Origin of the sequence: Bacillus chungangensis (assembly GCF_030812995.1) — a bacterium.
Taxonomy (GTDB): domain Bacteria; phylum Bacillota; class Bacilli; order Bacillales; family Bacillaceae_C; genus Bacillus_CF; species Bacillus_CF chungangensis.
This window is the reverse complement of the sequence record NZ_JAUSTT010000045.1, coordinates 1-23,348: the sequence shown is the minus strand read 5'-3', so window position 1 is coordinate 23,348 and position 23,348 is coordinate 1. Positions and strand designations below refer to the sequence as shown.

19 protein-coding genes, 1 tRNA gene and 1 rRNA gene are annotated in these 23,348 nt (G+C 36.8%); 10 read left to right on the top strand and 11 right to left on the bottom strand.

Features of this window, described 5'->3' with window-relative positions; translation table 11 throughout:
* A 16S ribosomal RNA gene (locus J2S08_RS21610) occupies window positions 1-75 on the bottom strand; the annotation flags it as partial.
* A gap of 684 nt (window positions 76-759) precedes the next feature.
* Between J2S08_RS21610 and J2S08_RS21605 the strand changes: the two genes are divergently transcribed.
* The 3 genes from J2S08_RS21605 to J2S08_RS21595 all read left to right on the top strand — a co-directional run bounded on the left by J2S08_RS21605 (window position 760) and on the right by J2S08_RS21595 (window position 3,176).
* Window positions 760-1,449 (top strand): MgtC/SapB family protein, encoded by a 690-nt coding sequence (locus tag J2S08_RS21605; protein WP_307233289.1) that lies wholly within the window; start codon window positions 760-762, stop codon window positions 1,447-1,449.
* 210 nt (window positions 1,450-1,659) lie between these two features.
* Window positions 1,660-1,732, top strand: a tRNA-Ala gene (locus tag J2S08_RS21600).
* A 451-nt stretch (window positions 1,733-2,183) separates the two neighbouring features.
* The gene (locus J2S08_RS21595) at window positions 2,184-3,176 is read left to right on the top strand and encodes an ion channel (protein ID WP_307233287.1); all 993 of its coding nucleotides are present in this window, start codon (window positions 2,184-2,186) and stop codon (window positions 3,174-3,176) included.
* On the opposite strand, the gene J2S08_RS21590 is transcribed toward J2S08_RS21595, so the two are convergent.
* Entirely contained in the window at window positions 3,173-3,583 is a 411-nt protein-coding gene (locus J2S08_RS21590; protein WP_307233286.1) for a YugN-like family protein, read from the bottom strand. The two genes, J2S08_RS21595 and J2S08_RS21590, sit on opposite strands and share 4 nt — an antisense overlap.
* 819 nt (window positions 3,584-4,402) lie before the next feature.
* On the bottom strand, window positions 4,403-5,749 hold the full coding sequence (locus J2S08_RS21585) for a glucose-6-phosphate isomerase (protein WP_307233284.1): 1,347 nt from the start codon (window positions 5,747-5,749) through the stop codon (window positions 4,403-4,405).
* Between the two features lie 174 nt (window positions 5,750-5,923).
* Here J2S08_RS21585 and J2S08_RS21580 point away from each other — a divergent pair, with 174 nt between their 5' ends.
* Complete coding sequence (locus J2S08_RS21580; RefSeq protein WP_307233281.1) at window positions 5,924-6,157, top strand: DUF378 domain-containing protein; 234 nt, start codon at window positions 5,924-5,926, stop codon at window positions 6,155-6,157.
* An 84-nt stretch (window positions 6,158-6,241) separates the two neighbouring features.
* Here the strand turns inward: J2S08_RS21580 and J2S08_RS21575 are convergent, their stop codons facing one another.
* The 3 genes from J2S08_RS21575 to pruA form a co-directional block, all read right to left on the bottom strand.
* Window positions 6,242-7,486, bottom strand: coding sequence for a Glu/Leu/Phe/Val family dehydrogenase (locus tag J2S08_RS21575; protein WP_307233279.1), 1,245 nt, complete (start codon window positions 7,484-7,486; stop codon window positions 6,242-6,244).
* Window positions 7,487-7,538: 52 nt separating this feature from the next.
* A complete protein-coding gene (locus J2S08_RS21570; protein WP_307233295.1) occupies window positions 7,539-8,738 on the bottom strand; it encodes an ornithine--oxo-acid transaminase in 1,200 nt (399 codons plus the stop codon).
* Between the two features lie 100 nt (window positions 8,739-8,838).
* Complete coding sequence (pruA, locus tag J2S08_RS21565) at window positions 8,839-10,383, bottom strand: L-glutamate gamma-semialdehyde dehydrogenase (protein WP_307233277.1); 1,545 nt, start codon at window positions 10,381-10,383, stop codon at window positions 8,839-8,841.
* Between the two features lie 228 nt (window positions 10,384-10,611).
* Between pruA and J2S08_RS21560 the strand changes: the two genes are divergently transcribed.
* Window positions 10,612-12,018 carry a sigma-54 interaction domain-containing protein gene (locus J2S08_RS21560; RefSeq protein WP_307233275.1) on the top strand — a complete coding sequence of 469 codons (1,407 nt, stop codon included), beginning with the start codon at window positions 10,612-10,614 and terminating at the stop codon, window positions 12,016-12,018.
* Between the two features lie 103 nt (window positions 12,019-12,121).
* Here J2S08_RS21560 and yugI read toward each other — a convergent pair whose 3' ends face one another.
* Entirely contained in the window at window positions 12,122-12,508 is a 387-nt protein-coding gene (gene yugI / locus J2S08_RS21555) for a S1 domain-containing post-transcriptional regulator GSP13 (RefSeq protein ID WP_307233272.1), read from the bottom strand.
* Window positions 12,509-12,814: 306 nt separating this feature from the next.
* Here yugI and J2S08_RS21550 point away from each other — a divergent pair, with 306 nt between their 5' ends.
* Window positions 12,815-13,633 (top strand): alpha/beta fold hydrolase, encoded by an 819-nt coding sequence (locus tag J2S08_RS21550; protein WP_307233271.1) that lies wholly within the window; start codon window positions 12,815-12,817, stop codon window positions 13,631-13,633.
* A 563-nt stretch (window positions 13,634-14,196) separates the two neighbouring features.
* A complete protein-coding gene (locus J2S08_RS21545) occupies window positions 14,197-15,366 on the top strand; it encodes a MalY/PatB family protein (RefSeq protein ID WP_307233269.1) in 1,170 nt (389 codons plus the stop codon).
* 401 nt (window positions 15,367-15,767) lie between these two features.
* On the opposite strand, the gene J2S08_RS21540 is transcribed toward J2S08_RS21545, so the two are convergent.
* From J2S08_RS21540 to J2S08_RS21530, 3 genes are all read right to left on the bottom strand, one after another.
* Window positions 15,768-16,292, bottom strand: a complete 525-nt coding sequence (locus tag J2S08_RS21540; RefSeq protein WP_307233267.1) for a superoxide dismutase family protein — start codon at window positions 16,290-16,292, stop codon at window positions 15,768-15,770.
* Window positions 16,293-16,509: 217 nt separating this feature from the next.
* Entirely contained in the window at window positions 16,510-16,728 is a 219-nt protein-coding gene (locus J2S08_RS21535; RefSeq protein ID WP_307233265.1) for a hypothetical protein, read from the bottom strand.
* Window positions 16,729-17,184: 456 nt separating this feature from the next.
* Window positions 17,185-17,934 (bottom strand): peptidylprolyl isomerase, encoded by a 750-nt coding sequence (locus J2S08_RS21530; RefSeq protein WP_307233263.1) that lies wholly within the window; start codon window positions 17,932-17,934, stop codon window positions 17,185-17,187.
* A 224-nt stretch (window positions 17,935-18,158) separates the two neighbouring features.
* On the opposite strand from J2S08_RS21530, the gene J2S08_RS21525 reads away from it, so the two are divergent.
* From J2S08_RS21525 to J2S08_RS21515, 3 genes are all read left to right on the top strand, one after another.
* Entirely contained in the window at window positions 18,159-18,512 is a 354-nt protein-coding gene (locus tag J2S08_RS21525; protein ID WP_307233293.1) for a kinase-associated lipoprotein B, read from the top strand.
* A 620-nt stretch (window positions 18,513-19,132) separates the two neighbouring features.
* Window positions 19,133-20,341: an MFS transporter gene (locus tag J2S08_RS21520; protein WP_307233291.1), complete on the top strand. Its 1,209-nt coding sequence runs from the start codon at window positions 19,133-19,135 to the stop codon at window positions 20,339-20,341.
* A gap of 62 nt (window positions 20,342-20,403) precedes the next feature.
* The gene (locus tag J2S08_RS21515) at window positions 20,404-22,284 is read left to right on the top strand and encodes a transglycosylase domain-containing protein (RefSeq protein WP_307233261.1); all 1,881 of its coding nucleotides are present in this window, start codon (window positions 20,404-20,406) and stop codon (window positions 22,282-22,284) included.
* Window positions 22,285-22,414: 130 nt separating this feature from the next.
* On the opposite strand, the gene J2S08_RS21510 is transcribed toward J2S08_RS21515, so the two are convergent.
* Window positions 22,415-22,972, bottom strand: a complete 558-nt coding sequence (locus J2S08_RS21510) for a DUF5366 family protein (protein ID WP_307233259.1) — start codon at window positions 22,970-22,972, stop codon at window positions 22,415-22,417.
* Between the last annotated feature and the right edge of the window lie 376 nt (window positions 22,973-23,348).

Below are 23,348 nucleotides of genomic sequence, written 5' to 3'. Positions count from 1 at the left end.
TTCGGTTCGCTCGACTTGCATGTATTAGGCACGCCGCCAGCGTTCGTCCTGAGCCAGGATCAAACTCTCCAAAAAAGTTCAATTAACTTCGGATCTCTGCGTCAGCTCGACTCGTCACATCCTCACGTACCTTAGTACGTTCCGGTGTTCCTCCTCTTCGCTTCCTTGACCTCCTCGTTACTTGAACTTTTTACGTTCTAACGAAGAAATCTTTTCACCGAAAGTCAAAACTAATTTCAGAAGCTTGAATAGCTCATGTTTTAAAAATTTAGAATTACATTGACGTTTTGTTTTGTTCAGTTTTCAAGGTTCAAGTTACGCTTCTTTTGAAGCGACTTTTACATCATATCATGTTTTGAAAAGTAAGTCAACATGTTTTTTTGAAGGGTAGAAGTAAGTTGCTCATGTACGAGCTCTTTACCCGACGAGATATATTCTAGCATGACTAAATCATGTTTGCAATACTTTTTTTATTTTTTTTTGTTTCTATATGAAAACATGAAAGTATTCATTCTAATAGTAACAAAATAATAGTCTAAAGAAAAGATAGAATATGATCTAAAAAAATAATTTCCTATATTATTTTACTGATTCTCAAAACAAGTACTATCAGCTATTTCTTTTCTATGTACAAATCATACATGAATAATAAATCAATCGATCAATAAAATAACTAAAGAAGAAGATGTTCTTTATCTATGGCGACCTACTATCATTCCATTAAAAAATACGCAGCATATACAAAAAAGGATGAGTAATATGGAAATATTCGATTACGAAATGTTATTAAAACTTTTCATTTCTGCAATACTGGGATTAATTATTGGGTTAGAAAGAGAATTAAAACGTAAACCTCTTGGATTAAAAACAAGCCTTGTTATTTCAATTGTTAGTTGCTTATTAACGATTGTTTCCATTGAATCAGCCTATCTTTTTCCAGGATCAGATGATATAAAAATTCAAATGGATCCACTTCGCCTCACAGCTCAAATTGTCTCTGGCATTGGTTTTTTAGGTGCAGGTGTCATATTAAAAAGAGAAAATGATAGTATATCTGGTCTCACTACAGCTGCAATGATCTGGGGTGCAGCTGGAATTGGAATTGCTGTAGGAGCAGGCTTTTATATTGAAGCACTTGCTGGAGTTATTTTGCTTATGATTAGTGTAGAAATAATTCCAAGCCTTTTAACAATTATAGGATTAAACAAACTTCGAAAAAAAGAAATGCAACTAAAAATGCACTTACATGATAAACAACATATTGAGCAAATAATAGGCAAACTTAATGAAAACAATATAACTGTTCAACATACACGGATTAAAGATTTAAAAGATGCCACTTATGTTATTCACTTAAAGATAAATGTGAGTTCACTAAAAACTACTCAAGAAATATACCGTATTGTATCTAATATGAAAGAAATTCAGCAAACAGAAATCGAAGGGTGATATAGGAATAATTACCTTACGCTAATCCCCTTATAAAAAAAACTGGTCTTAACACAAAGAATTGTTCAGTTTTACTTTAGAAATCCATGCATTTCTCTCCTCTTTTTATGAATAAATGCTACATTTTTCTATAATAAGAAAAAACTATTGCAAAAATCTTTAAAATCACTATAATATTATTTATACACTACGTCATTTATATTTGTTATCGGGGCATTAGCTCAGTTGGGAGAGCGTTTGGCTGGCAGCCAAAAGGTCAGCGGTTCGAGCCCGCTATGCTCCATAGTCAAAAACCCTTGGTATTCAAGGGTTTTTTTGTTTTTTTAAAAACTGAAAATGACAATTCAAATCAATATAGCTATGCTTCAATTAAAAAAAGATAGTTCTTATCTAGATTGTACTTTTCTTCCTTGAAATATTTTAAAAAACGTAATTATTTGTTCTCTATAATTGCATAGTTCGAGTATCTAATTAGAAAGAATTCTCCATTTTTTATGTTGTTACACTTTTTGAAGTGTTAGTCCATCTTAACAGTGGAATATTTTTTTATAACGATACCGCATTATATAAGCAGTGTTATTTTATTCTATTTGGATAAATCTCCTCCTTTTTGTACATACTTTTTTTAAAAAAGATGCCTCAATCTCATCATATTTTTTCCTATTTTATTCATTTAATTTTTTTATAAGTCTACATAAGAAATTACATTAGATAAACAAGAGAGGGGGGAAAGGATGGGTCATCGTCTCTATGTACTTTTTCTTCGCTTGCCAGTAATGGGACGGATTCTGTTTCTAGCAATTACATTGATTATTGTTTTTGGTATTATGATTCATCTAATCGAGCCGAAAAGTTTCCCTTCTATCTTTGATGGAATTTGGTGGGCAATTATTACTTCATCAACAGTCGGATATGGAGATTTTTATCCAGCAACCCATGCTGGGAGAATAGTAGCGGTTGCACTTATATTAATCGGCGCCGGTGTCCTTTCAGCCTATTTTGTATCATTAGCAGCGGCAACAGTTACGAACCAAAACGCTTATTTAGAGGGTAAAATCGCTTTTAAAGGTAGGAGACATATGATTATTGTCGGCTGGAATGAACGTTCAAGAGAAGTGATTAATCAGGCAACTCATTTAGATGAGGAATCTTCTATTATTTTAATTGATGAAACACTTTCGGAAAACCCATATACTGATAAACGTGTTCATTTTATAAAAGGGAAGCCATATATGGATGAAACATTACTAAAAGCAAATATTCAACATGCAAAGTTTGCTCTTATTACAGCGGATCAAAGTAAAAATGAGGGCGAAGCAGATATGTATTCCATTTTAACGTTATTGGCTATAAAAGGAATACAACAAAACGTTTATTGTGTGATTGAAATTTTAAAAGGTGAGCAGATTCCTAATGCAAGGCGAGCTGGTGCAGATGAAGTGATCCAAACCAATAAACAAACAAGCTATGTGATGATAAATAGCTTGTTGGAAAAAGGAATGTCTGCCACTGTCTTATCGATGCTTAATCAATTAAAAGGCGGTAATTTAACCTTTATTCCTGTTCCATCTGAAATGATCGGAAAAACCTTTCAATCAGTAAACAGCCAATTACTAAAAGAAAGGAAATTATTAATTGGCATTAAAGTCGGAGAAGAAACAAAGCTTAATCCACCTCTCACTCTTTCATTAAATGGAACAGAACAATTGCTCGTTATTTGTGATTAACTAGTTGTTAAAAGTGTATTTTCTACTTCACGCACTAATTCTGTTCCGAGTTCAATGTATTGTTGGGCAACGGATCCATCTTTATCTTGAGGTTCTTGAAACTGATTGATGCCGGCAGTAGCATTGGAAACTTGAGCAGTAGGAGCGATGCCGCCTTGGTATACATGATGAAGAACATATGGCTTTCCTATTTTAACTGTTGTGCCTTTAACATCTAATTGCCCTGACACGGCCGTGAAAGGAATTCGTAAAAATTGATAACCTTCATCATTTGCCATTTTGTAATCGAAAGCTCCATGGTCGTAATCCCAATTTCCTCCAATCACAAAACCCTTCGGCTTCAGCAAACGCTCCAGTTCAAAAAGTGCAAATTCCTTGCCCTCCAAACTTGAATCAATCTGAATCATGTTCATACATTCCTTTCTCATGAAAATATTCGTTTTCTTAGCTTGCCAATTCTAGAGAAATGTATGCTCATATGTATAAGAAGCTACTCCATCATCTTCTATTTTTTTCAAAGAAATCATGAGATTACATAAAGATAAAAAGACTTCCCTGAAAGGCATCTTTTCAGGGAAGTCTTTTTTATCACTATGTATCAAATTTTAATGAGAATCCTAAAGCTCAAAACCTTTATAGGTTGTACTTTTTTGGAATCAGTTGTAAATTTTATTTTTACACTTTTTAAAACTATTGCATTTTCCGATAGTCGCAAAAGGTTCTATTTCTGGTTACAGTTTCATGGACATATCGAGCTCCCCATGTTATCTATCTCAATGCTCTTTTACAAATGACAATAATTTTATCAACTATTGAACATTCTTTGTTCTCAAGTGTGCCTAAAAATAAAAGAATCAAAAAATAAAAATGAACTTTACAAAGAGTTAAAAAATAATATGATGTGAAGAAGTGATAGAGCTTGCACATACTGGCTTAGATTTTACTACAGTTTGTATTAGCGACTATTAAGTCTAGTATTTAGATTATAAGCCGAGAATCTGGATTATATGTTTTACACACCAAACATTTATCAACCGAATCCATTTTTGCAAGCCGTTCCATATTATGCGCTCATTGAAGGTTTTCACACACGATTTCTATATCTCATACTTATTTGATAGTACATTATGAGCCCGCCCGTTCTGTGACCAAACCAATTGCTGCGCTCCTCGGAACATATAGAGTTAATAAATCCAGCCTCTGTTAAAAGGCTGAATTTTTTCTTTTTATAAACGGCTTTCAAGTTCAGCTCTTTTTTCTTCGTAACCCGGTTTTCCTAAAAGGGCAAACATATTTTCTTTATATGCCTCGACTCCCGGTTGGTTAAATGGATTGACCCCGAGAAGGTAGCCGCTAATTGCACAAGCTTTTTCAAAAAAATATACGAGGTAGCCGAACGTATAAGCATCGAGTTCTGGGATTTCAATAATTAAATTTGGCACGCCGCCGTCTGTATGGGCAAGCAGGGTTCCTTCAAAGGCTTTCGTATTGACAAAATCAACAGTTTGTCCTGCCAAATAATTCAAACCGTCTATATCCGATGTTTCCTTCTCAATCACAATTTCGCTTTGACTTTTTTTCAGTTTCACGATTGTTTCAAAAAGCATTCTTCTTCCTTCTTGGATGTATTGACCTAATGAATGAAGATCTGTAGAGAATTGGGCGGAAGCTGGAAAGATTCCTTTATGATCTTTGCCTTCACTTTCACCAAACAATTGTTTCCACCATTCTGCAAAATAGTGCAGCCCAGGCTCATAATGAACAAACATTTCAATTGTTTTCCCTTTATTATATAAAATATTGCGGATCGCAGCATATTGGTAAGCAGGGTTTTCTGTTAAAATTGGCGTGCTAAAATCAGCGCATGCTTGTAAAGCACCTTTCATCATTTCCTCAATCGAAATGCCACTTACAGCAATAGGCAATAACCCTACCGCAGTTAAGACAGAAAAACGCCCACCGACATTATCTGGAATGATAAAGGTCTCATAGCCTTCTTCATTCGAAAGTGCTTTTAACGCTCCTTTTTCTTGATCTGTAGTTGCATAAATGCGTTTTTTCGCCGCTTCTTGTCCATATTTTTCTTCTAATAATTTCTTAAAGATGCGAAACGCAATAGCAGGTTCCGTTGTTGTCCCTGATTTGGAAATGATATTGATCGAAAAATCTTTATCTGCTAATACATCCATTAAGTCTTGCATATATGATGAGCTAAGATGATGGCCGACAAATAATACTTGTGGAGTTCCTCGATTTTCACTAGATAACAAATGGCTAAACTGATGGTTAAGCATTTCCATTGCTGCTCTTGCTCCTAAATAAGAGCCTCCGATGCCAATTACGAGTAAAATATCAGAATCATGTTTTATTTTTTCAGCTGCTTGTTGAATACGGGAAAATTCCTCTTTGTCATAATCTTTTGGAAGATTTACCCATCCTAAATAATCATTGCCTGCTCCAGTTTGTTGGTGCAGTGCATCATGCGCTCCTTTCACAGCATCTTGTAGATATGTCAGTTCATGTTCGCCAATAAAAGAGGCAGCTTTCGAATAATCAAAACGAATGTGATTCATGATGTTCCCTCCAAGTTTTTATTCTCTCATCACTTTAACGAAAGCATTACTTTTTTTCAATGTCCAAACTTATTATTTCATTAAATGAATCAAATAAATGAACATCTTATGAATAATTTTTGGATATTTGTATCATTCTATAAAGGAATCCATTTTATAAAAGGAGGCAAAAAAATGAGTAACCTTCAAAGGACTGCACTTGTTTTTACCATTATTGGAGCTATTAATTGGGGGTTAATTGGATTTTTTCAATTCGATCTTATTGCTGCCATTTTTGGCGGACAAAATTCTGCTCTTTCTCGAATCATTTATGGGATCGTTGGAATTGCTGGTCTTGTTAATCTTGGTTTATTATTTAGACCAAATGAACAGACTGAACGTGAACCTGAAACAAAAACAGCTCGCTAAGAAAAGGCATGTCATCTTCAATAACGGAATTTTAGAAGAACGCAAAAAGGCAACTCCTCAACTAACGGAGTTGCCCTTTATCATCTATACCCAGCCTCTGAATTTAGAAGCTTCTGCCATATTTCTCATACCAACCATATAAGCTGCTAAGCGCATATCAACCCGTCGATTTTGCGCTGTATCATAAACATTATTAAACGCTGATACTAGCTTTTCTAATAATTTTTCGTTTACTTCTTCTTCGGACCAATAATATCCTTGGTTATTCTGCACCCACTCAAAGTAAGAAACTGTAACACCGCCAGCACTTGCAAGCACATCTGGTACTAACAGAATTCCGCGATCAGTTAAAATTTTGGTTGCTTCTGCTGTTGTAGGTCCATTAGCAGCTTCTACTACAATAGACGCTTTAATATTTGGAGCGTTTTCAGCAGTAATCTGATTAGAAACAGCTGCAGGTACGATAATATCGCAATCAAGTTCAAATAATTCCTTATTTGTTATGGTATTCTCAAATAATGTTGTTACCGTTCCAAAACTATCCCGACGATCGAGTAAATAGTCTATATCTAATCCATCAGGGTCATGTAAGGCTCCATAGGCATCGGAAATCCCAACAATTTTCGCTCCAGCATCATATAAAAATTTAGATAAGAAGCTGCCTGCGTTTCCGAAACCTTGAATCACAATACGTGTATCTTTCAGTTCGAGTCCGCGTTTTTTAGCCGCTTCTTCGATACAAATAGTGACACCTTGAGCGGTTGCTTTTTCTCTGCCCTGAGAACCGCCAAGTACAATTGGCTTACCTGTAATAAAGCCAGGAGAATCATTTTCACGAATACTGCTATATTCATCCATCATCCATGCCATAATCTGCGAATTAGTATATACATCTGGTGCTGGGATATCTTTCGTTGGCCCAACAACCTGGCTAATTGCCCTAACATATCCGCGGCTCAGGCGTTCAACCTCTCCCATTGACATTGTACGCGGGTCACAAATGATGCCGCCCTTTCCGCCGCCATATGGAAGATTGACTATTCCACATTTAATACTCATCCACATGGACAACGCTTTCACTTCTACCTCGTCGACCTCAGGATGAAAACGTACACCGCCTTTTGTTGGTCCAACCGCATCATTATGTTGTGCGCGATAACCTGTAAATACTTTTACTTTCCCATCATCCATACGGACTGGAATCCGAACTGTCAGCATACGGATAGGCTCTTTTAAGAGTTCGTACATTTCCTCCTCAAAGCCTAATTTTGTGAGAGCCTCTTTAATGACATCTTGTGTTGATGTGAACAAATTTAGATTTTCACTCATTGATTTTTTCGCCTCTTTGTTTTTTATAATCAGTAACGATGTTATTGTAACATTAATTGAGAATTTTTTTAATACGGTCTATTGCCCAATCCAAATCTTCTTTCGAAATGGTAAGCGGTGGAGCAAAACGAATAACTGTTTCATGAGTTTCTTTACATAAAAGCCCTTCTTCTTTCAATGCTTCACAATATTTTCTAGCATCTTCTGTTAGCTCAACACCGATAAATAAACCTTTTCCTCGTATTTCTTTAATCATTGGGTTTTTAATTTCTTTTAATTTTTCCATAAAATATTCGCCGAGCTCTAAAGAACGTTCAGCTAATTTTTCTTCTAAAAGCACATCTAAAGCAGCAATTGAAACTGCACATGCCATCGGGTTGCCGCCAAAAGTCGAACCATGTGATCCAGGATTAAATACTCCTAGAATGTCTTTATCAGCAACAACACAAGAAATTGGGAATACACCGCCACCTAAAGCCTTCCCTAAAATATACATATCCGGCGTAAATTCATCCCAATCACAAGCAAACATTTTACCTGAACGGCATAAGCCTGCTTGAATTTCATCAGCAATGAAAAGTACATTATTTTCTTTACATACTTCATATGCTGCTTTCAAAAAGCCTGCTGGTGGTATGATAATGCCTGCTTCCCCTTGAATCGGTTCAATTAAAAATGCAGCCGTATTTGGCGTAATCGCTTTTTTCAGTGCTTCTAAATCGCCATATGGCACTAATTTTATGCCAGGAAGCATCGGTCCAAATCCCCGTTTATATTCCTCTTCAGAAGAAAGTGTTACGGCTGTCATTGTCCGTCCGTGGAAGTTGCCTACACATGCAATAATTTCTGCTTGATTATCCGCAACACCTTTCACATCGTATGCCCAGCGGCGAGCAGCTTTAATTGCAGTCTCCACAGCCTCTGCTCCAGTATTCATCGGCAGTGCCATTTCTTTTTTAGTTATTTTACAAATTTTCTCATACCAAGGTCCAAGTTGATCATTGTGGAATGCTCGTGATGTCAAAGTAACACGATCGGCTTGATCTTTTAAAGCTTGAATAATTTTCGGATGACGATGACCTTGGTTGACTGCTGAGTAAGCGCTCAGCATGTCCATATACTTATTTCCTTCAGGATCCTTTACCCATACACCCTCTGCTTCGGAAATAACAATTGGCAGTGGATAATAATTCCGTGCTCCGAACGTATCTGTTTGCTGAATAATTTCCTGGCTCTTCGTTGTCAATACAATTCCTCCTTCATTTATATGTAACAATGTCTTAACGAGAAATGCTTGCTCGATTGTATCAGGCGGGGAGATCCCCACCTGAGGATTAGCTTTTTTAAAAATATTAAAGCATTTCTGACGTAGTTTTTGCTTGCATATGAAGTGTTAAATAATCTGGTCCGCCAGCTTTAGAATCTGTTCCAGACATATTGAAGCCGCCAAATGGCTGATACCCTACAATTGCGCCTGTGCAACCACGGTTAAAGTAGAGGTTGCCAACGTGGAAGTCTTCACGTGCTTTTTCAATATGTTCGCGATTATTTGTAATAACTGCACCAGTTAACCCGTATTCTGTGTTATTAGCAATCGCTAGAGCATCGTCAAAATCCTTAGCTTTTGCAAAAGCAACAACAGGTCCAAAAATTTCTTCCTGCATTAAGCGAGCATCTGGAGCAAGATCAGCGAAAATGGTCGGTTTAATAAAGTATCCTGTTGAATCGTCGCCTTCTCCTCCTGCCATTAATTTACCTTCTGTTTTGCCAATTTCAATATAACTCATAATTTTATCAAAGGCAGCTTGGTCATTAACAGGCCCCATGAAATTAGTTTTATCAGCAGGGTTGCCGATCGTTAATTCGTTTGTTAATGCAACAGCTCTTTCTAAAACTTGATCATAAACATCTTCAACAATGACTGCACGTGAGCAAGCAGAACATTTTTGTCCAGAGAAGCCGAATGCAGAAGCAACAATAGATTGTGCTGCTAATTCAAGATCAGCATCTTTATCGACAACGATTGTATCTTTTCCACCCATTTCCGCAATGACACGTTTTAACCAAATTTGTCCTTCGTTCACTTTCGCTGCACGCTCATAAATACGCGTTCCAACATCACGAGAACCTGTAAAACTGATAAAACGTGTTTTAGGATGATCTACTAAGTAGTCGCCTATTTCTGATCCGCTTCCAGGTACATAATTCACAACACCTTTAGGCAATCCTGCTTCTTCCAACACTTCGATAAATTTTGCAGCGACAACAGGCGTCGTTGATGCAGGCTTCAATAATACTGTGTTGCCAGTAACAAGTGCTGCAACTGTTGTTCCAGCCATAATTGCAAATGCAAAGTTCCATGGAGAAATGACAATTCCAACACCTAGTGGGATGTAATCATAACGGTTAAATTCACCTGGACGGCTTTCTACACGTTGACCGTCTTTCATATGTAGCATTTGGCGGCCATAATATTCTAAGAAATCGATTGCTTCTGCCGTATCAGCGTCCGCTTCATTCCAAGGCTTTCCAGCTTCTTTTACAAGTAAGGCTGAAAATTCATGTTTGCGGCGACGCACAATTGCTGCAGCTTTAAATAGTACATCAGCGCGAACTTCCGGTTTTACTTTGCGCCAAGTTTGGAACGCTTCAACAGCTGTATTCATCGCTTTTTCAGCGAGCTCTCTACTTGCTTTCGATACGCGTCCAATCACTTCACTTTTATTTGCAGGATTTATAGAAACAATTTTATCATCTGTTGTAATTCGTTCTCCGCCAATTACTAGTGGATAATCTTTCCCAAGGTAGCTGTCCACAAGTTTAAGTCCTTCTTGAAAAGCTTTTTTGTTCGCTTCTTTTGAAAAATCTGTAAATGGTTCATGTTTGTATGGAATCATGCACTTTCCTCCTGCTCACTTTTTATTTTCTTCACTGCCATAAATAATAGCATAAATAAATCACATTTCAAATAAAAACGCAAAAATAATTTGCATTAAGAAACCCTTTACAGCTATAATAATGCAAAATACAATTGCATTCAAGTGTTGAATAACGAAAAATCATTGTTTTCTTTCAATTCTTATAATCCCTTATTTCTAATGTTCTGAAATACGATAAAATATATAATGAAGTTAAAGGAAGTGAATGAAGCATTGGAGGCAAAAAAAAATAAAGAAGCACTATTATTAGTTTATCAGCATATTTTAAGCAAGCTTTCTACTGGAATTCATGCGATTGATGAGACGGGAAAAACAATCATTTATAATCAAAAGATGGTGGACATCGAAGGAATGAATATTGAGGATGTCTTAGATAAAAATTTGCTAGACGTGTTTCAATTTGGAGAAGAAGAAGACAGTACACTATTAAAAGTTTTAAAAACAGGAGAACCTATTTTAAATGTGAAACAAACTTATTTTAACAATAAAGGACAGGAAATCAATACCGTTAATAATTCATTTCCGATCATTGAAAATGGGATAACAATGGGTGCTGTTGAAATTGCTCGTGATATTACAAAATTGGAAAAATTGATAAAGACAACAGATTATCGCAAAGAAGATCATATTTCTTCCTTTGAGCAGTTTATTCACAATAGCCCTTATTTTGAAGATGTGATAGAAACATGCGAGCGGACAACTCAGAATACAACTCCTGTATTGATTATTGGGGAAAATGGAACATACAAAGAATTATTTGCCCGTATTATTCATCATCATAGCAATCGATCTGGCCATCCCTTTATTAGCCAAAATTGTTCTGCTTTACCTCAATCAATCATCGAAAAGCTTTTATTCGGAAATGAAGAGAGTGGTGGATCAGATGCGACATTAATCGCCGAAGCAGATGGAGGCACACTACTCTTAGAAGACATTCATTATTTGTCAGCACCTCTGCAAATGAAACTACTGCACTTGATTCAAGAAAAAAAACTTGCTCAACAAAAAGAAAACGATGCTCCTATTAATATTCGCTTTATTGCAACGATGGATGAAGACCCTATTGATGCAATTGCTGCCGGAAAGCTGCGAAAAGACTTATATTATAAATTAAGTGCAGAATCTCTTTTTATCCCTGCACTAAGAACTCGGAAAACGGATATACCGAAGTTGATTTCTTTTTATCTGCATAAATATAATGCACGATTTGGCCTTTCTGTTAAAGGCGTTTCAAAAAAAGCGATGGATTATTTAAAGGAGTATCACTGGCCTGGAAATGAGCGAGAGTTAGAGCATGTCATTAAAGGAGCATTTGAATTAATCGATCAAGATGAACTGATTACATTCGATCATCTGCCGCTGCAGTTTCGCCAAAAAAATGCGGCGGAAAATGAATTTTTAATACAACGAAATAAAGATATAAAACCATTAGATGAATATATACAGGAAGCAGAAACTTATTATATTCAAAAAGCTATGCTTTTCCATGACTACAATATTACGAAGACAGCAAAAGCGCTTGGAATGAGCAGACAAAACCTACAGTATAGAATTAGAAAATATGATATTGAAAGACCGGATTTTTTGAATTAAAGGTCCAAATGATGCCCCATCGATTTGTGAAGCAAGTTTCATTAATAAACCCCCACTAGCAAGCTTTAAGTGGAGGTTCTCATTACATGGAATAATGGTTCAATTATTTTTTAATATAATTGTCGCTTTCAGATTGGGCAATCCATTCTTGAAGCTTATCTTTTAACGTATTAAAACCTTCTGTTGTATCTTCCACAGTGACGTTAGCAGGGCGGCGCCGATTTTGTTTCGGGGCTGCTTTTGGTGCTTCCTCTGTAGCACGAATAGAGAGGCTGATTTTTCCTTTTTCTTCATCTACCGATAGAATTTTTACTTCAACCTCGTCGCCAGTTTTTAAATGTTCGTTAATATCTTTCACAAAACCATGTTTGATTTCGGAAATATGTACCAAACCTTGCGTTTTTTCATCTAGCGCAATAAACGCTCCATACGGTTGAATACCCGCTACTTTACCTGTTACAACACTACCTACTTCATACTTTTCTGTCATGGAAACACTCCCAATTATAGTTGTTTTTTCTCTTTTTTTTACGCAATTTAAGATTATATCATAACTGAGAAAGAGAAGCAAAAGAAGTAAAATATAACATAATTCCAGTGCTAAAGTTTAAAAATAATAAAAGTTGGGCATGATGATGATATCACTTTCTAGTTTCCCCTTTTTAGGACGAGGATGACCTCGTCCTTTTTAACGTCATACTCCTTTTTGACGAGCAGAATACTCATTTATTCCCTTTCAAGTTGGAAGTTGTACTATTATTTATATATATGCTGATCCGTTAAGGAGGAAAACATTTTGCGTAGTAGAAAAACGTCTATAGAAATAAACGGTATCGATATTTATTTCGAAGAATATTATCATTCACCGCATCAGGAAACTTATGTTCTCATACACGGATTTCTTTCTTCAAGCTTTAGTTTTCGAAAATTACTTCCATTTTTAAGTGCTGAAAATAACGTCATATCAATTGATATTCCTCCATTCGGGAAAAGCGGAAAAATATCACGTTTTCAGTACTCTTATGAAAACATTTCCATTACTATTCTTTTCCTTCTTGTTTCACTCGGTTATAAACAAGTCTATATCATTGGGCATTCAATGGGTGGACAAATTGCACTAAATATGATGTTGCAGCGGCCTTCTTTTATTCATAAAGGCATACTTTTAGCAAGCTCTGGATATATGGCAAAAACAAAACGTTCTCTTCGCTTATTGAGCCATTTTCCTTTTTTTAATCATTATATTCGCTATTATCTTAATCAAACTGGAGTTGAAGGGAATTTAAAACAAGTCGTCTATGATACTACTTGTATTGATCAAGAAATGTACGATGGGTATCTAGAGCCTTTTTTAGATACTAATATTTTCCGTGCTTTAACGAGAATGGTTCGCGATCGTGAAGGGGATTTGCCAGTCGAAAAACTAAATCGTATTCAGACGCCATGTTTACTCATATGGGGCGATCATGATCGAATTGTTCCCTTGCATATTGGACAAAGACTGGTGAAAGACTTGCCAAATGCAGACCTGATTGTTTTAAAAAACACCGGACATTTGCTTCCAGAAGAAAAACCTGAAGATGTCTATAGAAAAATAAAAGAATTTGTTCAATAATAAAGTGAAACTTCCATCAGTGGGGGGTTCTTTCATCCCCCACTGATAAGAAGTAGAACAAAGGCTAATATCGCAACGTCCTCGAAAAGGAAACCGCTTTTCTTCGTGCGATGTGTCGCTGCCGAAGCTTTCCTTGTCCTGTTGCAACGCCTTTGTGACCTACATCCTCGAAAAAGAAGAGCACTTTTTCTTCGTGCGATGCTGATTCAAGAAGCTTTCCTTATCCTGTCGGCCCGAACAAATCGGACATTTGACTTACAGTTATCCCCCACCTAGCGCTTCTGATTCCATTCCTCTTACTCTTGAGGTGGAGGTCTTGACTCGCCAGTTAGGTGTGGAATAATATTTACTGCCATTGTGCCGTCTATTGAATTGTCTTTCTTATGATATAATTGATCTTGCCTAATAGTGAAGTTCGAGGAACGAAACCAACAGTGCTTACTTACATTAGTAAGCGATTTTTTGGTGAAATTTTTCATTAACACCATTTCTAACATTTCATCAACGAAATCGCTTCTGTAGATCCTGGACTTTTTGACAACCTAAAGGATGGAGATGATGTTTTGAAGCAATTTGATGAAGCAATCGAACGGACTGGTACAATGTCAGTGAAATGGGATAACATGAAGAAAGTTTTTGGAGCTGATGATCTGCTTCCTATGTGGGTGGCAGATATGGATTTCCGTCCGCCAAAAGCAGTGATAGATGCATTGAAAGCAAGAGTAGAGCATGGCGTTTTTGGCTATACGATCATTCCCGAAAGTACTGACGAGGCGATTCAATACTGGCTTAAAAAGCGTCATCATTGGGAAATTAAACAGTCTTGGCTCCTATACAGCACTGGCGTTGTTCCTTCTATTGGAACGATCATACAAGCCCTTACAAAACCCGAAGATCGTATATTAATTCAATCGCCAGTCTATCAACCCTTCTTTCGAATGATTGAAACAAATGGACGCCAAGTGGTCAATTCTCCTCTACTTTTAAAAAATGGCCGCTATGAAATAGATTTTGCTGATTTTGAAGAGAAGTGTCAGAACAATATAAAAGCATTTATCCTCTGCAGCCCGCATAATCCAGGTGGGCGCGTCTGGAGAAAAGAGGAGTTGCAGCAACTTGCTGAGCTTTGCAAAAAATATGAAGTATTGATTATTGCTGATGAAATTCATGCTGATCTCATTGCGCCTCCATATCAGCATACTCCGATCACAGCTATTGATAAAGCATATGAGGAGTTTATCATTACATGCATCGCGCCGACTAAAACTTTCAACCTTGCAGGTTTGCAAGCTGCTAGTATGATTGTTCCGAATCCTTCATTGCGGAAAAAATTAAGCAATATTCAAGCACAACAGGGATTTTTTACATTAAATACCTTTGGCATTATTGGAATGGAAGCAGCTTATCGTTATGGCGGCGAATGGCTTAATGAATTGCTCTCCTATATTAGACAAAACGTTGAAATAGTGCGTGATTTTATTCAGAAGGAACTTCCTGCTCTGCAAATAATGGAGCCGGAAGGGAGCTATCTCATTTGGATTGATTGCCGAAAAACAGGACTTTCAGATGATGATATTTCAAAAAGGCTGCTGCAAACTGGCAAATTAGCATTGGAGCCTGGCAGGAAATACGGACCTGGCGGAGAAGGTTTTATTCGGATGAATGTCGCTTGCACAGAGCAAACATTAAGAGATGGACTGGCTCGCCTGGCAAAAGCATTTAAACATTCATAGCCTCTTGTCTTTCGTATCATAGAAAATCAGGTGAAATCGCTGCTTCACCTGATTCTCTAATAAAGTGAAACTTCCATCAGTGGGGGTTTTCTCTCATCCCCCACTGATAAGAAGTAGGACAAAGGCTAAGATCGCAACGTCCTCGAAAAGGAAACCGCTTTTCTTCGTGCGATGTGTCGCTGCCGAAGCTTTCCTTGTCCTGTTGCAACGCCTTTGTGACCGACATCCTCGAAAAAGAAGAGCACTTTTTCTTCGTGCGATGCTGATTCAAGGAGCTTTCCTTATCCTGTCGGCCCGAACCAATCGGACATTTGACTTTCAGTTATCCCCCACCTAAACTGCTTCGATTCCTCTTACTCCCCGAGGTGGGGGACTTACTGCCAGTTAGATGTGGGATAAATTTACTTCTTATTTGGTTCAAATGTAATTTCTCCGCAAGCAATTCTTCCACCTGCATCTCCAGCAGGTTGAGACATTCCATCATCTTGTCCTTCGTGAATCACAATGGAAGTTCCGTCAGTAGTATGCAATGTATTTTTTCCTTGCAGTAAAGTTAAATTTGGTGCAACAATATTGACTTTAACTGTTTCGTTTTCCTTGACAATGATGTTCGGTAAATCTCCAGCATGTGCACCTTTCGGATGCAGTAATCCATGCTCCTTCTTTTCCGGATTAAAATGATTGCCTGCTGAAGTAAAGTCTGGTGGCTGACACTTTCCTTTCTCATGAATATGCATTGCGTGAACACCAGGCGGCAATCCTTTCAGCGTCCCTTTCAGCCTAACACCTTCGGCTTCCTCCTTCAGCTGAATTTTTCCTAATGAATCGCCGGTGGCATTTTTTATATCAACATCCACCTGTTTTGGATCACCAGCTAGACAACCGGCCAATAAGGTTGTTACAACAAGAAAAAAAGCACCTTTCATCCAATTACCTCCACCAAATTATTCATTCTTTTCCTAGTCTCTTACATTGTAGCCATAATGAAACCTCCCTATTCTTGAAATGAAAAACTTCCATTATTGGGTTTTCTCAACCACAAAAGACGATTTTCAACCTATACTATTGAAACCCCACAAGAGCTATATATCTTCATCCATTATGAAAGGTTATTTATTAATTAGAAACAAAAAAAACACCCAATTAAGGATGTTCACTATGACGTTCACGATTTACTTGCTCTTCAAGACTTCTTGTTTTTTCTTCCTGCTTTTTAGATATTTTAATAATCAAACGAAACGCTAAAACAGCAATCACAAGAAAAATAGCCATTGTAATAACAGCAGGAATATATTCAGACTTATCTTCTGGAAAATATAAAAAAGGCATGTGTAAGACAAATGCTTGTAAAATTTGCAGCATGGAATCTTCCTTCCATCAATAAAGTGAAACTTCCATCAGTGAGGGTTTTCTCTCATCCCTCACTGATAAGAAGTAGGACAAAGGCTAAGATCGCAACGTCCTGTTGCAACGCCTTTGTGACCGACATCCTGTCGGCCCGAACCAATCGGACATTTGACTTTCAGTTATCCCCCACCTAACTTCTTGATTACTCTAACTCTTGAGGTGGGGATCTTACTGCCAGTTAGATGTGGGATAAATATACATTCATTATAGCAATAAGAAGCATATTACAGCAATAAAGAAGTTGTCAACTTTATTACAGTTGCTAAGTGGTAATATCCCCGTAAACTCATAAAAGAAATTTCCATTAATGTGGGGGCCGGCATCCCCCACAGTCCAGATCCATTTTTCTTAGAACGCCTTATTACTAAAGTTGCAAACCCTTCTCCGAAGGAATGACTTCTACAATCAATCCTATTCTTTCAATACTTCAATTTTTTCAATGACAACATCTTCAAGCGGCTTGTTGTTCATCGGATCTGTTGGCACATTCGCAATTTTATCAACAACATCCATTCCAGCAATGACTTGGCCAAATACAGTATGTTTAAAATCGAGCCATGGTGTCCCGCCATTCTTATAAGCTTCAATAACCTCTTCTGGATATCCTGCTTTTTTTAATTCATCCTCTAAATCCCCTATTTCACTATTTTGTACAATAAAAAATTGGCTGCCGTTTGTATTAGGCCCTGCATTTGCCATTGATAACGCTCCTCGAAAATTAAAGAGCTGATCGGAAAATTCATCTTCAAAAGCACTGCCATATATACTTTCGCCGCCCATACCGGTACCGTTAGGATCTCCACCTTGAATCATAAACTCATTCATAACGCGATGAAAAGTAATTCCTTCATAATAGCCATTTTTACTATGAGTAATAAAATTCTCTACTGTTTTTGGTGCTTGCTCTGGGAACAGTTTAATTTGAATGGAACCCATATTTGTTTTCATTTCAACTAGTTTTTCGTTTTCTGCTGTTTCCAGCGATAATTGTGGATAAGTCATCTTTTCTTTTCCTACTTTCTCTTCTTTATTGTCTTGTTCATTTTTTTCTTGCTTTTCTGTATGCTCTGCCCCGTCACCTGTCTTATTATCCGCTGTACCACAGCCAGCTAATAAAACAATAACAGTCATGATAGTAAAGAGATAGCTCAATCTCCGCATTCTTTTCCCTCTCCACTCTACTATATTTTTAAAGGTTGTTCAAAAATTCTGCCATGTCATTAGGCGTACTGGTCACTTGTATTTTTTTATCCTCCTTTTTTAACTATCACACATTTTTTGTTTTTTTCTTTTCATTCCTTCATAATATAGTAAACAAACGTGTTTAAGTAGACAAGGGGGAAAAACTGTTGAATATTGGTGAAACTGTTATCGCCTATAGTAAAATGGGAAAATATATTGGAGAAATTACAGAAGTACACCCGAACCATTATGTTGTTAGAATACTCGCAGTACTTAAACATCCAATGCAAGGGGATTTGCATCATCCCCGTCAAGTGAACGTTCCTTTATTCCACGAAAGGAAAGCAAAAGCATATCGAGAACAAACGAATATCCCTCTCAATATGGTAAGACCATATGAAGGTGATATTCCAGACTATCAAACATCCTTAAAAAAAGCTTTTGATACTTTGTTGGAACAATTCCAAACGGAAAAAACACCTTTTCATGAGAAATGCATTGAAGCGATGAAAAGCATTCAGCGTGAATATGAACTAATGTATAACATGAGATGGTAATGTACTAACGGAGGGGTGCCATCATTCATCATGGCACCCTACATACCCTCTTCCTCCCTTCAACCTCATTTTTTTAATTCTCTTCTTGAAGACCATAAAAAAAACGCATTAGTTGAAAAAAACAACTTCTTTCTATAAAATTATTATTTAGGAAAACGAAATAAATAAATGTTGCTTGTTTATCTCACTTCTAAACTGGCAGTATACCTTTAGTGGGGAACTGCCATTCAGACTTCTAGAAATGTGATACACTCAAGCGAAATCCTATTGGATACAGGAGGATGCGTACGTCACATCAATTTACTCATTGCCGGCGGCGTATAGGTCTTACTTGAGATCCGGTCTAGGAAGCCTATTGAAAAAGCATCGCATGATGAAAAAGTGCCCTTCTTTTTCGAGGAAATATAGGTCACTCAAGTCTGCAACAGAAAAAGAAAACGCTCTGGCAGCGATACATTTTCACGAGAAACAGTGTTTTTCTTTTTCGACGGACGTTGCGCTCAAGCTTGAGAGCCTCTTTATAACTCAGGAGAAAAGCCCCACTAAACGAAATATTTTGTCCTATCTTTTCTCGGTAAGAGGTTTATCAACAAGTAGCAACAACAGAGAAGGTGTTCTTTATCGATATTGAAAAACGGAACTTGGTCATTATGTGGTTTTCGAATTTCCTTGTATCCGCTAGTATGACAATGATCCTGCCTTTTTTATCTTTGTACATTGGCACACTTGGAAATTTCAGTACTGAATATGTACAGCGATGGGCAGGATTAGTTTTTGGCGTTACATTTTTAATTGCTTTTGTTATATCACCATTTTGGGGAAGATTAGGCGATAGAGTAGGATATAAGCCGATTTTATTAATTACAGGCTATGGAATCGCGGCCAGTATTTTTTTTATGGGTCTGATGAAAAGTGTCATGGGTTTATTTTTATTAAGAATGATGATGGGTATCGTAACAGGATTTACCCCTACCTCTATGGCTCTCATCTCTAAACAGACACGAAAAGAAGTTGCTGGCAAAACAATGGCTACCCTTCAGATGGGAACTGTATCTGGAGGATTATTCGGTCCTCTTCTCGGAGGTTTGTTAGCAGACGCAGTTGGGTTTCAATATACGTTTACGATAACTTCTTTATCTATCGTCATCGCAACGACCTTTGTTTTATTTGGAATTAAGGAAGTCCGTAAACCTTTAGAAGGACGCCGTGCAAAAATATATACGCGTCGAGAAGTGCTCAAAAAGATATTTTCACATCGGATTTTATTCACAATGATGATCATTTCTCTTATTATTCAAATCGCTAATTTCAGTATTCAGCCATTGCTTGCTCTTTACGTAAGTGAATTAAGTCAAGCTGACAGTGTTGCCTTTTTAGCTGGAATGGCTTTTTCAGCGACAGGGTTTGGAAATTTAATTGCAACAAGGCAATGGGGAAAATTAGGGGATGAAATTGGCTTTGAAAAAGTACTATTAATTTTGCTTGTACTAGCATCTTTGTTCATCATTCCACAAGCATTAGCAGCTTCCCTTTGGCAGCTTGTTTTATTTCGGTTTCTATTTGGGATTGCTATCGGTGGAATGCTGCCTTGTACGACAGCCTATATCCGACTTGAGGGTCCATTAGAAATGCAAGGAGAGCTGCTTGGCTATAATCAGAGCTTCCGCTTTCTAGGCAATGTCATTGGTCCCGTTCTTGGTGGTATAATCGCAGGGTTCACAGGGATTTCTTCTGTTTTTTATGTAACTAGCGCTTTATTCCTTTTCGCCTTTGGTTTATTATGGTGGAGTATCCAGCATAAGCGAGGCACGACTGTTCCCCAAAAATAACCAAACACCTAAATACCTCCCTCGGTTCGAAAGTGAGAAATGTTCCTAGGGAGGTCTAGGTAATGGAAAAACCTAATTTGAAAAGGAAGGTAGAAGCGGTGCGTAAATTTATAGGCTTTATCATGATTGTTATATTCATTCCCACTCTTTTTTTCTTATTTACCGCATTTGATAAAGAAAAACAGCAAGTAAAAGGATTTCACGATGTATTAGATGAAAAAATAGTCATTAACAGTATCTCTTTACCTCAGGCAGGACAAATGCTGGATAAAGACGGAAATGTTTTTTCAGAGTATCGGCAGCCATTTCGGATCATTGTGAAAGATATTCCAACTTTTATTCAAGATGTATTTCTCGTTTCGGAAGATCGTTATTTTTATGAGCATGTTGGTTTTGATTTTGCAGCTATTTCGAGAGCAATTATTGAAAATACGAAATCTTCAAGTATTGAACAAGGCGGCAGTACAATTACACAACAGCTATCCAGAAACCTTTTTCTTGATCACGAACGGACTTATAATCGTAAATTATCAGAAGTATTGTATGCCTATCAATTGGAAAGAAAACTATCAAAAAAAGAAATTATCACAGCATATTTAAATACAATCTACTTCCATAATCAAGTGTACGGAGTAGAAGCTGCTGCCCAATTTTATTTTAACAAACCGCTTCTTGAGCTATCCGAAGCTGAAATGGCTTTCATTGCTGCGATTCCTAATAATCCTGCTAAATACAACCCATTACGGCATTTTGATACGACAAAAGCAAGACAGGAACGGCTAATCGATCAAATGGTGCAAGCAAAAAAAATCACTGCAGAAAAAGCCGCTTTCATAAAAAATGAAGAAATCAACCTTCATATAAAAGAACGGATCGATTTATATCCTGATTATGCTGTCTATGTAGAAGAAGAATTAAGACAATTAATTGCAAAACAAGATGGCTTCCAAACAAAGATAGAGGCAGCTAATAGTGAAGAGAAAAAGAAGCAGTTGGAAGAAGCGTTAAACGAAAAATTTGAAGCTATATTATCTAAAGGTGTAAAAATTCACACAGCATTAGATCCACAACTGCAAGTTCAGACTACAAAAGCAGTAAATGAAGGGCTCCCATATCCAAAAATGGAAGGGGCGGCTGTCGTTATCGATCATGAACAAAAAGAAATTGCAGCCCTTTCAGGTGGAAAGCATTATCAGAAACATGAATTTAATCGTTCCTTTCAAGCATTTCGCCAACCGGGCTCCGCTATTAAACCTTTGCTCGTTTATGGACCCTATTTAAATAAATTTAATGCTCCTATAACTGAATTAGTGAATGCTAATAATTATTGTAAAAGCGACTATTGTCCAAAAAATTATGGCGGTGGACAGTATGGAAAAGTAACGTTAAAAAAAGCATTGGCACGCTCCTATAATACACCAGCAGTCCGTCTTTTGGAAAAAACGGGAATTGACGAAGCATTTTCCATTTTAAATGCTTTCTCTTTCACTCGTATTGTTGAAGAGGATTATCGATTGCCAGCTGCGATCGGCGGTTTCACCTATGGGATGTCTCCCTTAGAGCTGACTGATGCTTACACAGTGTTTGTAGATGGAACATATCAACCATCACGTGCTATTCGCCAAGTAACGGATTTAGAGGGCAACCTCCTTTATAAATGGGAGGATATCCAAGAAACAATTTGGTCAAAAAGTACAAATGAAAAAATGCGAGAGTTATTAAGAGAAGTAGTGAACAACGGAACTGCTGCTAGAGCCACTGCACCGTCAACATATATTGGAGGGAAAACGGGAACAACAAATGATTATCATGACTTTTGGTTTATCGGTTTAGTGGATCAATATACCGCTGGAGTATGGGTAGGTTACGATATGCCTGCAAATATGCAGCGCATCGAAAAAAATCAGCCTGAAGTCAGAGTTTGGAATAACATTTGGCGTTAAAATGTCATAATATGTGACTCAAAAAGGCTAATGTCCCTTTTTGAGTCACCCTCAAACAATCCCTTCATCACTATAAACTTCTAAAAAAACTGAAAATATTAAAATGACGCTGTGCCACAAAACCCATCTATCAAATCGGCAAACTTGCAACCATACTATTATACAATTTAATAAATAAATATCCCGTTCCCAACAACAAAATAGACCACACAAAAACTTCAAAAAAGATAATACCGAATAAACCTCCTATATTTAAAGATGGTCCAATTTTATAAACATAGTAAATAAAATAAATAACAGTTGTTGCGACTAATATAATGATGATGCCTAAAAAATATTTCATACTTAAAAGTGCAATACAAGAACCAAGAAAATAAATAATGGAACCGCTGCGTACATTTTTTAAAATATCTCCATCTGAGTCTTTTGAAAAAAATAAAAGCGATAATTCATTAATTGTATCTGCAATTAATTTTAACGCTGAGAAGATCATAAAAAAGAAGATCACTAGTACAAACAAAATCCCCATTTTTAATTCTACTTCTGATAAAAACTCCATCATCCCATGATACAAACCAATTTTTTTAAATAATCCAAGCAATTCTCCTTGTGTATAAACACTTAGTGACAAGCTAAAAAATACAATTGAAATGAATGGCAAGTATCCTGTTAAGTAAGTGTTTCTCATGATTGCCCTCCCTATATACTCTACAATTTAATTATGCGATAAAATGTCACTTCATCAATAATGCAATCAACAGTTCTTCCCATCCAGATTCAGCTTGTCGTACAAATAGCATTTATCCTGACATTTGTTATTTGTTATCTGTTCTGATGCATGAGACCGTAATTGTCAAAATCTAATTTGTGCCAGTGATCGAATAACAATGTACTACCATCATTATATCGGTCATTTTATATAAAATATCAATCTAAACATTATTTGTGTTTTCTCAATATACTTAATGTGAGGCTGGGACATAACTAGCTTCTAAATAATGAGAAAAGTGAATTTGAGGATCCTCAAATTCACTTTTCTCTATTTTGCGTGTAAATATTTCTAT